The organism is Pseudoalteromonas sp. XI10 (genome assembly GCF_001469895.1).
In the GTDB taxonomy this organism is placed as follows: Bacteria; Pseudomonadota; Gammaproteobacteria; order Enterobacterales; family Alteromonadaceae; genus Pseudoalteromonas.
This window is the reverse complement of record NZ_LOPY01000040.1, coordinates 154,431-168,075: the sequence shown is the minus strand read 5'-3', so window position 1 is coordinate 168,075 and position 13,645 is coordinate 154,431. Positions and strand designations below refer to the sequence as shown.

The window sequence follows — 13,645 nt, the reverse complement described above, 5'->3', positions numbered from 1 at the left end:
TCTTTTTTTGATTACTGCTAGTAACAGAAGATTAAGCGAAGTTAGCGTTCGCGAAGTCCCAGTTAACTAATGCCCAGAAACCTTTTAGGTAATCTGGACGAACGTTACGGTAATCGATGTAGTAAGCGTGTTCCCAAAGATCCACAGTTAGGATTGGTGTAACACCTTCATCAGTTAAAGGAGTTGCAGCATTTGATGTGTTAACGATATCAAGTGTGCCGTCAGCTAGTTTAACTAACCAAGTCCAGCTTGAACCGAAGTTGTTTACTGCTTTGTCGTTTAACGCTTCTTTGAATGCGTCGAAAGAACCCCATTTAGCGTTGATCGCGTCAGCGATTGCGCCTGTAGGCTCGCCACCGCCGTTTGGAGATAAGCTGTTCCAGTAGAACGTGTGGTTCCAGATTTGTGCAGCATTGTTAAATACGCCACCTTCTGAAGAACATACGATTTCTTCTAGAGATTTGTTTTCGAATTCTGTGCCTGGGATCAGACCGTTTAATTTCACAACGTAAGTGTTGTGGTGTTTACCGTGGTGAAACTCTAGAGTCTCTTTTGAAATATGTGGCTCTAATGCATCGATTGCGTATGGTAGTGACGGTAGTTCAAATGCCATTTTTTATCTCCATCTTCTTGGTTGATAGTCCACTCAGTTATAGGTAATAGCAAGGTAAACCGCGTACTTCCCTATACCAAGTGGTATTATAGTGTTACTATAATTGTTGAGTATTTTACTCAAGTTTTAGCAAACAGCAATGCTATTGCTAAAGACTATTTAAAATTGTGGCTACGAATGCCGATTTTAAGTTATATATCTGAGGCCACAGTGAAACTTTTTCAAGGCCAATGTAGTAAGCCAATGTCTTTTTTGAGGTTGTAAATGGAAACCATCGATAAAATTAAACAGCAAATTTCTGAAAATCCTATCCTTCTTTACATGAAAGGATCACCAAAGTTACCTAACTGTGGTTTTTCTTCACAAGCATCACAAGCACTTATGGCGTGTGGTGAGCAGTTTGCTTACGTTGACATTCTACTTAACCCAGATATCCGTGCAGAGTTACCTGCATACGCAAACTGGCCAACTTTCCCACAACTATGGGTAGAAGGCGAGCTTATCGGTGGTTGTGACATTATCATCGAAATGTTTCAACGTGGTGAATTACAGCCACTAATCACTGAAACAGCAGCAAAGTACAAAGAAAAAGACGCTGAATAATTATATTTAGTGTGGAAAGAAGCCGCTGATTGCGGCTTTTGTTATATCAAATTTATCAAGCTGGCAGCAAAACATGCACGCTTAAACCACCTTGCTCGCGGTTATGTAAGCTAATTTGCCCGTGATGTGCTTCAACTATTTCCCTGCAAAGTGCTAACCCTAAACCGCTGCCTGTTGCTTTGGTTGAGTAAAAGGGAATAAGTGCGTTAGCCATTACAGCTTCACTCATGCCTTTACCTTTATCACTCACTGTGATGTGTGTGCCACTTGCTTCTTGTTGCACAGTTAAGCTGACATCTTCGGGGTTTGAACCCGATTCATAGGCATTTTTTAATAAGTTTATAAGTAATTGTTCGAGCTGTGTGTGATCAGCGTCAGTTGTTACACGCTCATCAAGTGATACCTCGACCTGCCACTGACTTTTTAACTGCTCAATCAGCGTCGGCCAGTTAATCGTTGATAGTTGAGGGGTGGGTAACTTAGCAAATTTACCATAGCCTTGTACAAACTCATTAAGGTGTTTTATGCGGTCTTCAATGGTGGTAAATACCCGTTTTAAACGTGGCTCGTCGACTTCTTTTGTTAAAAGTTGCGCGCTATGAAGCATTGATGACATTGGCCCTAGGGAGTTGTTAAGCTCATGGCTAATAATACGAATAACTTTTTTCCATACCTCTACTTCTTGGCGGCTTAGCTCGCGAGTCAGCTGTTTAAAAACATACAGTTGATGAAACTGATTATTAAGTAATAATCGGCCTGTTGCCATATGCCAAGTTTGAGATTCTTGATCTGCTTTGTCGAGGGTAAATAAACCATCGACACCTTTGTGTATCGCACGCGTTAATTGCTCGCAGCTTGAATCTAATAAGTTTTCAAGCTTGGCGCCTTCAAGGGCTGATTTAGCATCGAGTAAGCTGCGGGCACTGTGGTTGCTATACACAATAAAGCCTTGGTCGTTAGTCAAAAGCACAGCTTGTGGGGAGCTTTGCAGTACTTTGTCGAGCATCAACTCACGCTGATAAATCCATTGTTTTTCTTGGCGAAGCTGTTTTGCGGTTTGGTTATAAAGCCGGCATAAATCGCCAAGTTCATCGCTGCCATCATAGGCTAATAATGTGGCCAGCTCACCATCTTTAAAATTAAGCAGCCCGGTTTCGAGTGAGTTCATGCCATCAATGAGCGGAGCTGATAATTGCGCAGCAAAAAATCCGCTGATCAAGGCGCAAGCGAGCAGGGCTAATAAGCTGTAAAACAAGCTTATGCCCGCAAAGTAACAGACCAACACAAGCGGCAATGCAGACGCTGCAATACACAAAGTTATGATTTTATATCGAAACGAAAAACGCATTAGTATTCAATCTTAAATTTATCAAGCCTGCGATAAAGCGCTTGGCGGCTTAAGCCAAAATGGCGAGCCACTTTAGCAATCACACCTTTGTACTCACGCATGGCAAGCTCAATCTCTTGTTTGTTAGGCTCAGCTCTTGTTTGTGTTGGGGTGTTTGTTTCAACTTGTAAGCCAAAATCAGCAAGTTCAATCACTCCTGTGGGTTTTAAAACTGCAGCGCGTTTACAGGCATTTTCAAGCTCGCGAACATTACCCGGCCAGCTATGGGCGAGCAGGGCTTTTTCTGTACTTAGCGACAGTGTGCGCTCAGGTAAAAAGTGTGCGACCAAAGCTAAAATATCATCAGGGCGATGGGCAAGGCTTGGTAAATTTAACTCAATTACATTTAAGCGGTAGTAAAGGTCTTCTCGAAATTGACCTGTTTTAATTGCATGACTTAAATCTTCATTGGTAGCTGAAATCACCCGCACATTCACTTTACGTGTTCGTGTTGAACCTAAACGTTCAAATTCGCCGGTTTGTAAAATGCGTAATAATTTCATTTGCCCAGAAAGTGTCAAGTTACCAATTTCGTCTAAAAATAGGGTGCCACCATCGGCCGCTTCAAAACGACCAATACGCTGTTTAGTAATACCTGTATAGGCGCCAGCTTCTGCACCAAATAACTCAGCCTCAATAAGCTCGCTTGGTAAAGCACCCGCATTAACAGTGATAAAGGGTTTATCTGCTAATAATGAATTGGCCTGTATTATTTGCGCAATGCGCTCTTTACCACTGCCGTTGGGGCCTGTGATCAGTACTGAAATATCCGATTTAGCAACTTGAATCGCAAGATTAACAATGTGCTCCATAGCGGTACTTTTATAAACCAAGCCTACTAAATTTGCTTGTTGTACAGATGCGTCACGTTCTTGCTGGTGGCGGGTAAAGGTTTCGTTTTGTTGTTTTGCTTTACCCAGCTCGATTAGGTTATTTACACAAGTAAGTAGCTTGGCATCGTCCCATGGTTTTGGTAAATAATCAGCCGCCCCAGCTTTGACAAGTTCAACGGCAGTAGAAAGCTCTGTCCATGCGGTGATCAAAATAATCGGTAGGTGAGGATTTATGTCTCGTAAGGCATAAAAAAGTTCTTTGCCTTCTTCGCCGGAAGTGGTGTCGGCGGTAAAGTTCATGTCTTGAATAACAAGCGCAATACGTTGGTATTGTACGGCTTGAATTGCCTCAAAAGGGTTACTTGCTGTAACAACATCAAAACCGTGAATTTCGAGTAATAACGACAAAGCATCCAAAATGGCTGGGTTATCGTCGACGATCAGTATTTTTTCCATATTATTGTTTTAGTTATTTTCCTAATAAGGGTGCAAGATGAATGCTACACTTTAAATCCAGTGTAGCATAGGTTGGGAGAACTAAATTGTTCGAGTTGCAATGCTCGGTGAGATATTCGCAGCCCGTTTTGCAGGGGCAAGTACCGCTAATAAACTCATAGCGAACACTGCCAGCGCAGTAGCAAGTACGTAGCTAATATCAAGCTGAGCAATTGAAAAGTGCTGCATCAGTAATTGCCCTAAATACACGGCAGCAATCACACCAATCACTAAACCAACTATACATATCATGGCGTTTTCAACTAAGAAGTAACTGATGATGGCAGATTTTCTGGCGCCTAAAGCGCGGCGAGTGCCTATTTGTTTAGTACGCTTGCTAATATTGAACAGCGTTAGGCCGAAAATACCCAGGGCCGTCACCAACACTAAAATAGTAATAAGTACAATCAGCATGCGCATCATTAATGTATCTTCTGCCATGTATGACTCTTTATCGTCATCTAAGCCACGAATGCGAGAAATAACACGTTTGTTGTAGTTTTTCAGCATGGCTTCTTCAACACGGTTCATGACCGATTGACGTTGACCAGGCTCTGTTCTAACTACAAAGCGTGCATTTGTACCAGGCTTAATAAAAGGCAGCAGTGCTACGTTATCTGGGCGGCTATCTTTAAGCCATGGGCCTTTCATTAGATCAATAACACCAATTATTTTCATTGGAATGTCACCAAAGTAGACTGTTTGGCCTAAACCATTACCGTCGGGGAACAGCTCATCGAGTAGGGTTTTAGTGACAACGGTTACTTTTGAAAGCTCATCATAGTTATCGGTGACGATCACTTCGTCTTCGGTATAGTTACGCCCAGCAATGAGTTTTACACCATAGGTATTGATGCCATGTTCATCGATAAACATGTAAGAAGTACGGGCTGATTTACTCTCTTCAGGTGCTGGCTTTAAACTAAAATCTGACGAAGAACCACTGCCCGAAAGCGGTGTGTTACTCGAATAAGCAGCATCGACTACCCCAGGTATTTGACGAAGCATTTCTTCATCAAGCTCATATTGCTGAGACGGCGACACATCTTTGCCAAACATCATGACATTAAAAACGAAAATATCTTGTTCAGGGTAGCCTGTTTCTTGGCTTAAATAGCTAACTCTGTCTTGGATAATAAACGCCGCATTACTAACAATCGCTGTGGTGATGGCAATTTGGATCAGTAATAAAATAGCGCCAACTTTTGAGCGGCATAAGGCGTGAAAGATAGGTTTAATTTCTAACATGGATGTCTTCCTTATTGGCTCTTAAGATAAATAGCAGGGTTGGTTTTACATACCAGCCAAGCAGGATATAGACCCGCTATCACACAAGTGCTAATTGCAATCACTGGTGCGCTAAGTAGCATGGTTAAGTCCATAGTGGCTAAGCTTTGGTAGTAGCTATAGCTTTGGCGTACGCCTAACAAACCTACTTGCGCCAAAATAATACCCAAGATGCCACCTAAGAAACCTAACATGGCAACCTCAACAATATGTTGAAAGAATATTTGGCGTTTGCTGGCACCTAATGCACGGCGTACACCAACCTCAGGAGCGCGGCGTAAAAACTTCGCTAGTAATAAACCTAAAATGTTGGCAAGGCATACCGCTAAAAACATAAAGCTTAGGCCAACCAGAATTTCATTGTCTTCGCTAACGACATTGTTGTACTGCATCCACTCATTTACATCGCGTAAGGTAGCGGTTAATTTTTCGCGGTTAAAACGACCTAACTTTTGTTGCTCTTGCATATAGGCCATTAAAAAGTCTTGGTAAGCTTGCTTTTCTGCGGGGGTTTTTAGTTCAACCCAAAATTGTAACCACACCATTTCAGAATTGAGCTTGTCGTTAAAGGTATTGGTTTTTTCGTGCTTCCAACCATTGGTATTACCCCAGTTTTCAAGCTCTCGGGCTTTCATTAGGCTAAATGGTAAAAATAGTTGCTCGGTCTTATTAAATGCACCGTTGTTCAGATCATAGTATTTGGTGGTGATATCCCAATCATCAATCACGCCAATAACTTCGTAGCTGGCATCATCGAGGTACACCATTTTGCCGACAGGGTTTTCACCTGCGAATAGTTTGTCGTTTAATTCTTTATTGATCACCACAACAGGGGCTGCATCGGCTTCTTGTTGCGCGCTCCAAACCCCACCGTAAATAAAAGATAGGTTAAACATATCGAAAAAATCAGGCGTGGTTAGGCGTGCTTGACCAATAAATGGTTTAACTTTATCTGAGTCTAAATAAACCGAAAAACCCGTTCTAACCATAGTGACACGTTTACCACCTGCTTTGGCCTGGTTAAGGTTAACGGCATCTTGATAGGTTAATTGCAGTGGCATGTTATCGACTGTCCACCACGTACGGCCTTCATCCATGGTTTGTAACTGTACAGAATAAAGGTCGCTACTTTTTTCAGGAATAGGGTCTGCCGACATCATGTGATACACAGATAAACTTGTCATGGTTACGCCAATACCAATAGCAATGGCCAATACCATTAAAAAGCTCACAAGTGGCGTGCGCTTAAAGCTGCGCCAGCTTAAATCTAAATAATGAAGGAACATGGTTACACTCCAGCCGCTTTAAGGTTTTGAGTGCCTTGATACAAGGTGAAGTCAGCGAGTTGGCCGTCAACAACTTGGATGTTACGTGGTGCTCTGCGGGCAAGTTCAGGATCATGAGTAACCATGATGATGGTTGCGCCATCACGGTTGATTTGTTCAAGTAGCTCCATCACTTGACGCGCCATTAAACTATCTAAATTACCAGTTGGCTCATCGGCAAGTAAAAAGCGCGGTTCACCAGCAAGGGCTCTGGCAATAGCCACACGTTGTTGTTGACCACCAGAAAGTTGTTGCGGTAAGTGCTTAGCGCGTGATGCTAAACCAACTTGCTCTAGGCATTGCTCAATTCGGCGCTTACGATCGGCGGCCTTAATACCACGATAACGCAGTGGTACTTCAATATTTTCATAGAGGTTCAAATCTGGAATTAGGTTGAATCCTTGGAAAATAAAACCAATTTTTTGATTACGAAGATCTGCACGCTGGTTGTCGTTTAGCTTACCCACATCAATACCGTCTAACATGTATTGGCCTTCGCTAAATGGTTCCAACATACCGGCGATGTTTAAAAATGTGGTTTTACCTGAGCCACTTGGGCCCGTTACGGCAATAAATTCACCTTCTTCAACTTGTAGATTAAAGTCGCGAAGGGCATGCGTTTGTACCATATCTGTTTGATACACTTTGCTGATGTTGTTCATTGTAAGCATGTTGATTATTCCTTTTATTTGTTAGCGTAAAACCAGTGTGGGTGCTTTTTTAAAGCGATCGTAGTTTGAGATAATTAACTTATCGCCAGGCTCTACACCTTCAATTATCTCCACAGCATTGATACTGCTTGCACCGGTTTTTATATCGATTAAATAAGCCATGTCACCATCAACTTTATAAGCATGGGTGCCACCTTGTTGTAAGAATGCGCCGCGTTTCACTTGCAATACATCGTCGCGATTCTCTAGTAAAATACGTGCGGTTAAGCGTTGGTTTTGGCGAATGCCCGAAATCTCATTGTCAAAGCGTACCCGGGTTGTGACCTCGCGGTTATTCACTTCAGGTGAAATAGCCGATAGGGTGCCTGTGACATGACGAGCACCCAAAGTAAGCTCAACTTGCATACCAAGACCCAGCTCATTGGCGTAGCTTTCTGGTACTTGCAGTTCTGCTTCAAAGTTACTTAAATCGACCAATGTCATTAATGGTTGGCTTTGTGTGACCGCTTCTTTTTGTTGCACTAATAAGTTACCCACAATGCCGCTTACACTAGCGGTAATAGTGAGTTCATTTACTTGTCTTAGTAAGTCATCAACAATCAGTTGCTGACGTGCCAGATCACGCTCTGCTGCTTTTAGCTCAAATGCGAGGGTATCTTTAGCTAAGCTGACTTCTTGCTCGGCGTGCTTATATGAAAGCTTGGCACGGGCTAAGTCATCAACGGCTTTTTCTAAATCTATTTGGCTAATTAAATGTTTTTCGATTGAGATTTTAGCTCGGCGGTTTTCTCTATCTGCGGCATTGAGTTCAACTTGCGCTAAATCTAGTGCTTTAGTCAGGCTCAACTTTTGTCTACGCGCTTCAAGTTGCTTGCGTTGTAATTCGCCTTCTAATCGCGCTAATACTGATTGTTGTTGTTTTAGCTCGTTGGTTAGCTCTGGGCTGGTTACGGTTGCGATCACTTCATTTACTTTAACGCTGTCACCGGCTTTTACTTTTAAATCGACAAAACCGCGTTCTGGGCTATAAACCTTTGGCGCATTAGCTGCAACGATTTTACCGCTCGCTGCTACATCTCTGGTGAGTGTCTTTTGGCTTACTTCACTAATTTGTAGGCTTGCTGCATCAACCGAAATGCTGCCATCGTTACTGGCAAACAATGCTTGAAAGCCAAGCGCACCAACAAGTATTACACCTGCAGCAATTATTAGTGGCTTTTTAATGGTGTTTTTCTTAGCCACGGTAATATCTTGGGCACTGGTATCCTTAATCATCATAACTCCTTACGATTCTCAAAACACACAATCATGAAGCCAACGGCAAGCATGGTAAGTGGAGAAGCCATAAACAAACTGATAGTGAACATTTTGAAATCCTCAATTTCGCTGATGTCTTATCTATACCAGTAGCGTGCCAATTTTTAATGTATTGATTTTTAATGGTTTTATTATTAATTGGTGAATTGAAGTCTGTCCGCGGACAGAAAAAGTGTCCGCAGCGGACACTTTTAAATTGCTGATTGTTGACGCAAGGGTAAAGAACTCAGTCATTGCGACTAAGGTAGTCTGCTCAGATACATAGTTTGTAACTATGCTAAAGCCAAGAGTAAATAATGATGCAGTTAGGCTAGGCGAGACCACGTCAAAAACTGCATTGATATTCATAAGGTGAATAATTATTCAAAATAAGGCGCAGTTTACGTTAACGTAAAGCGGCCGGTTTTTAGATTATTTTTTTACAAGTTGTTAAATTTGACACCAGTGTCATAAAAAAATAACGGGTAAAATACGACTAAATGTAAAAAAATAGCATAGAATTTAAAAAGTGCTTTAAGTGAGAAATATTCATGAATATGAATATGTATTCAAAACTCTATTGACTCATGAGGTATTTGGCGATAGTTTTGTTCGTCTGCTAGCACTGTCACAAAAGACTGAACCGCTAGTCGTTGTAGCAAGGGGAGGGGTCTATGTTATACGACTCAAAATTAGAAAAAGATAATTGTGGCTTTGGCTTAATAGCCCAGGTCAATGGTCAGGCGAGTCACCGCTTGATTCGAACAGCAATCACTGGCTTAGATCGCATGGAACACCGTGGGGGTATTTCTGCTGATGGTAAAACAGGTGATGGCTGTGGTTTATTAATGCAAAAACCTGATAGTTTCTTTCGTGCTATTGCCAGCGAACATGATTGGCACCTAGGAAAGAACTACGCCGTTGGCATGGTATTTTTAAATGCCGATCCTGTACTTGCGCAAACAGCTAAAGATGTGTTGAGTGAAGAACTCGAAAAAGAAACCTTGAGCATTCAAGGCTGGCGTGTAGTACCGACTGATGCGTCATGTTTAGGGCCAATTGCAAAAAAACAATTACCAGGCTTTGAGCAAATTTTTGTTAGCGCACCAGAAGGATGGCGTCCAAAAGATTTAGAACGTCGCTTGTATGTAGCGCGTCGTCGTGCTGAAAAGCGCCTCGAAAACGATGAACATTTTTATATTGCTAGCTTATCTGGTTTAGTTACTGTCTATAAAGGCTTAATGATGCCTGTAGACTTACCTAACTTTTATTTAGACCTAGCTGACATTCGCATGACTAGTGCGATTTGCGTATTCCACCAACGCTTCTCTACTAATACACAACCTCGTTGGCCGCTCGCGCAACCATTCCGCTATTTAGCGCATAATGGTGAAATTAATACGATTCAAGGTAACCGCCAATGGGCTCGTGCCCGTGCGTATAAGTTTGCCTCACCACTTATTCCTGATTTGCAATCTGCAGCACCATTCGTTAACGAAAGCGGCTCTGACTCTTCAAGCTTAGATAATATGCTTGAGTTGTTCTTAGCCGGTGGCATGGATTTATTCCGTGCAATGCGTATGCTTGTGCCGCCAGCATGGCAAAAAAACCGTGCTATGGATGATGACCTACGTGCATTCTACGACTTTAACTCAATGCATATGGAACCATGGGATGGCCCAGCTGGTATTGTAATGTCTGACGGTCGTTTTGCCGCTTGTAATCTTGACCGTAACGGTTTACGCCCTGCGCGCTATGTCATCACTCAAGATGGTTTTATTACCCTTGCCTCAGAAGTAGGTATTTGGGACTACGCGCCAGACGAAGTGGTTGAGAAAGGCCGTGTTGGCCCTGGTGAGTTATTAGTAATTGATACTCATCAAGGTAAAATTTGGCATTCAGATGAGATTGACCAAGATCTTAAGTCACGCCATCCATATAAAGCATGGCTTGAAGCAAACGTTAAGCGTTTAACGCCATTTGAACAGTTATCTGAAAAAGATGCGGGTAATCGTTCTTTTGATGACGAAACACTGCTTAAGTATCAAAAAATGTTTGGCTACACCAACGAAGAGCTTGATAGCGTAATTCGTGTTATGGGTGAAAATGGTCAAGAAGCAACAGGTTCAATGGGTGATGACACGCCATTTGCGGTACTGTCAGAGGGTCATCGTTCACTGTTCGATTACTTCCGACAGAAATTTGCGCAAGTAACCAACCCACCAATTGATCCGCTTCGTGAAAATCACGTGATGTCACTGGCGACGTGTATTGGTAGTGAGCAAAACGTATTTAACGAAACAACCGGCCACGCTAAGCGTTTACAGTTTGATACGCCGATTTTGATGTACGCTGATATGCAGCAGCTGATCAATGCTGACGATGAGCATTACAGCTACTGTAAAATTGATATCACTTACACATTAGAAGAAGGCTTAGAAAACGCAATCACACGTATTTGTGATGAAGCACAAGAAAAAGCAGCGTCAGGCTGTGTCATGCTTATTTTAAGTGATCGTAACTTTAGCGAAACGCATTTACCGATCCCGGCTGCGATGGCGGTTGGCTCAATTCAAAAGCGTTTAGTCGATAATAACTTACGTTGTGAATCTAATATCATCATCGAATCAGGTAGTGTACGTGATGCGCATCAATTTGCGGTACTACTTGGTTTTGGTGCAACGGCAATTTATCCTTACCTTGCTTATGAATCATTAGTTGCAATGAGTGACAAAAAGACCCTGAACAAGAGCTATTGCGAAGTAACGCTTGCTTATCGTAATGCAATTAATAAGGGTCTGTATAAAATCATGTCGAAAATGGGTATCAGTACTGTCGCTTCGTACCGCTGCTCAATGTTATTTGAGGCAGTTGGTTTATCAGATGCGGTTGTAGAAACTTGTTTTAACGGTGTAGCTAGTCGTATTAAAGGGGCGTGTTTCACTGATTTTGATGATGACCAACGTAAACTTCATAAACTGGCATTTAGTAAACGTAAGTTATTAAGTCATGGTGGCTTATTAAAATATGTTCACGGTGGTGAGTACCATGCTTATAACCCAGATGTAATTCAAACACTACAAAAAGCAGTGCGCTCTGGGGATTATAAAGACTACTTGGCATATGCTGATTTAGTAAATAACCGTCCGATCACCAATTTACGTGACATGTTGGCGGTGAAAATTCCTGATACAGGTGTGAGTGTTGATGACGTAGAACCTGCAACTGAGCTTTACAAACGTTTTGACTCAGCAGCAATGAGTATTGGTGCATTATCGCCAGAAGCGCATGAAGCACTCGCGATTGCAATGAACCGCTTAGGTGGTTGCTCAAACTCTGGTGAAGGTGGTGAAGACAAGCTTCGCTACGGCACAGAGAAAAACTCACGTATTAAGCAAGTTGCTTCGGGCCGTTTTGGTGTTACACCACATTACTTGCGTAGCGCTGATGTCATTCAGATTAAAGTGGCGCAAGGTGCAAAACCAGGTGAGGGTGGTCAATTACCGGGTGAAAAAGTAACGCCGTATATTGCAAAATTACGTTACTCAGTGCCAGGTGTGACCTTGATTTCGCCTCCGCCGCATCACGATATTTACTCGATTGAAGATTTAGCCCAGCTTATTTTCGATTTAAAACAAGTAAACCCAGATGCACTGATCTCGGTGAAACTCGTTTCTGAGCCGGGTGTAGGTACTATCGCAACTGGCGTAGCTAAAGCCTATGCCGATTTAATTACCATTGCTGGTTATGACGGTGGCACAGGTGCAAGCCCGCTTACTTCTGTTAAGTATGCAGGTAGCCCTTGGGAGCTTGGTCTTGCTGAAACCCAGCAAGCGCTGGTAGAAAATGGTTTACGTCACCGTATTCGCCTACAAACAGATGGTGGTCTGAAAACAGGCTTAGATATTATTAAGGCGGCTATTTTAGGTGCTGAAAGCTTTGGCTTTGGTACTGGCCCTATGGTGGCACTAGGTTGTAAATACTTACGTATTTGTCACTTAAATAACTGTGCTACCGGTGTTGCAACGCAAGACGATACGCTGCGCCAAAAGCATTATCATGGCCTGCCAGAAATGGCGATGAACTACTTTAAGTTCATAGCCGAAGAAGCTCGCCAAATTATGGCAAGTTTAGGTGTTACTCGTTTAACAGATTTAATTGGTCGTTTGGACTTACTTGAAGCAATTGAAGGCAACACAGAGAAACAAAAGAAAGTCGATCTGTCGTCTGTTATTGCTGTACCAAACAATCCAACGGGTGAAACCTTGTATTGTAGTGTGCCTAATAGCTCGCACTACTTAGGTCAGCTAAATGAAACCTTGCTTGAAAAAGCCAAGCAAGCAATTGACGAAAAATCGGGTATCTCACTGGTTAACCGTATTTGCAATACAGACCGCTCAGTGGGCGCTATGTTGTCTGGCTATATCGCTTCTAAACATGGTAACCAAGGTATGGCTGCTGATCCTGTCTCTATTGAGCTTCATGGTACAGCGGGTCAATCATTCGGTGTGTGGAATGCTGGTGGCCTTGAAATGACACTCGTTGGTGATGCCAATGACTATGTTGGTAAAGGCATGGCCGGCGGTAAGCTAGTAATTCGCCCGCCGCTGGGTTCATCATTCGAAAGCCACAAAGCAACCATTGCCGGTAATACCTGTTTATATGGTGCAACGGGCGGTAAATTATTTGCTGCAGGCTGCGCTGGTGAGCGTTTTGCAGTGCGTAACTCAGGCGTACAAGCGGTTGTAGAAGGTGTTGGTGACAACGGCTGTGAATATATGACAGGTGGTGTGGTTTGCGTACTTGGCAAAGTAGGTATCAACTTTGGTGCAGGTATGACAGGTGGTTTTGCCTATATTCTTGATGAAGGCAATGACTTTGAAAAACGCATTAACCCTGAGCTTGTTGAGATTGTAACGCTTGAAGGGTTGGCGTCACATCAAGAACATTTACGCGGGCTTATTGCTGAGCATTTAGAGCTTACAGGCTCAAACCGCGCTGAGCAGATTTTAGCTAACTTCGATTTATACATGCCAATGTTTAAATTAGTTAAGCCAAAATCTAGTGATGTAAAAAGTTTACTCGGACACCGAGCGCGCAGCAGCGCAGAGCTTCGTGTTCAGGCTCAGTAAGGG

10 protein-coding genes are annotated in these 13,645 nt (G+C 42.7%); 2 read left to right on the top strand and 8 right to left on the bottom strand.

Annotated features, from left to right (window positions below; all coding sequences use genetic code 11):
- Window positions 1-31: 31 nt before the first annotated feature.
- Complete coding sequence (locus tag AUR67_RS10470; protein WP_054551537.1) at window positions 32-613, bottom strand: superoxide dismutase; 582 nt, start codon at window positions 611-613, stop codon at window positions 32-34.
- 264 nt (window positions 614-877) lie between these two features.
- On the opposite strand from AUR67_RS10470, the gene AUR67_RS10465 reads away from it, so the two are divergent.
- Window positions 878-1,216, top strand: coding sequence for a Grx4 family monothiol glutaredoxin (locus AUR67_RS10465; protein ID WP_054551536.1), 339 nt, complete (start codon window positions 878-880; stop codon window positions 1,214-1,216).
- Window positions 1,217-1,271: 55 nt separating this feature from the next.
- Here the strand turns inward: AUR67_RS10465 and AUR67_RS10460 are convergent, their stop codons facing one another.
- From AUR67_RS10460 to AUR67_RS21385, 7 genes are all read right to left on the bottom strand, one after another.
- Window positions 1,272-2,564: a sensor histidine kinase gene (locus AUR67_RS10460; RefSeq protein ID WP_058585234.1), complete on the bottom strand. Its 1,293-nt coding sequence runs from the start codon at window positions 2,562-2,564 to the stop codon at window positions 1,272-1,274.
- The gene (locus AUR67_RS10455; protein ID WP_058585233.1) at window positions 2,564-3,892 is read right to left on the bottom strand and encodes a sigma-54-dependent transcriptional regulator; all 1,329 of its coding nucleotides are present in this window, start codon (window positions 3,890-3,892) and stop codon (window positions 2,564-2,566) included. The genes AUR67_RS10460 and AUR67_RS10455 overlap by 1 nt, the downstream gene beginning before the upstream one ends.
- Before the next feature lie 81 nt (window positions 3,893-3,973).
- On the bottom strand, window positions 3,974-5,179 hold the full coding sequence (locus tag AUR67_RS10450) for an ABC transporter permease (protein ID WP_058585232.1): 1,206 nt from the start codon (window positions 5,177-5,179) through the stop codon (window positions 3,974-3,976).
- Between the two features lie 11 nt (window positions 5,180-5,190).
- The gene (locus AUR67_RS10445) at window positions 5,191-6,504 is read right to left on the bottom strand and encodes an ABC transporter permease (RefSeq protein ID WP_058585231.1); all 1,314 of its coding nucleotides are present in this window, start codon (window positions 6,502-6,504) and stop codon (window positions 5,191-5,193) included.
- Between the two features lie 2 nt (window positions 6,505-6,506).
- On the bottom strand, window positions 6,507-7,214 hold the full coding sequence (locus tag AUR67_RS10440) for an ABC transporter ATP-binding protein (RefSeq protein ID WP_058585230.1): 708 nt from the start codon (window positions 7,212-7,214) through the stop codon (window positions 6,507-6,509).
- Window positions 7,215-7,235: 21 nt separating this feature from the next.
- Complete coding sequence (locus tag AUR67_RS10435) at window positions 7,236-8,489, bottom strand: efflux RND transporter periplasmic adaptor subunit (RefSeq protein WP_058585229.1); 1,254 nt, start codon at window positions 8,487-8,489, stop codon at window positions 7,236-7,238.
- 123 nt (window positions 8,490-8,612) lie between these two features.
- Window positions 8,613-8,879 (bottom strand): hypothetical protein, encoded by a 267-nt coding sequence (locus tag AUR67_RS21385; protein WP_235591822.1) that lies wholly within the window; start codon window positions 8,877-8,879, stop codon window positions 8,613-8,615.
- 305 nt (window positions 8,880-9,184) lie between these two features.
- Here AUR67_RS21385 and gltB point away from each other — a divergent pair, with 305 nt between their 5' ends.
- A complete protein-coding gene (gene gltB / locus AUR67_RS10430; protein ID WP_058585228.1) occupies window positions 9,185-13,642 on the top strand; it encodes a glutamate synthase large subunit in 4,458 nt (1,485 codons plus the stop codon).
- Window positions 13,643-13,645: the final 3 nt, after the last annotated feature.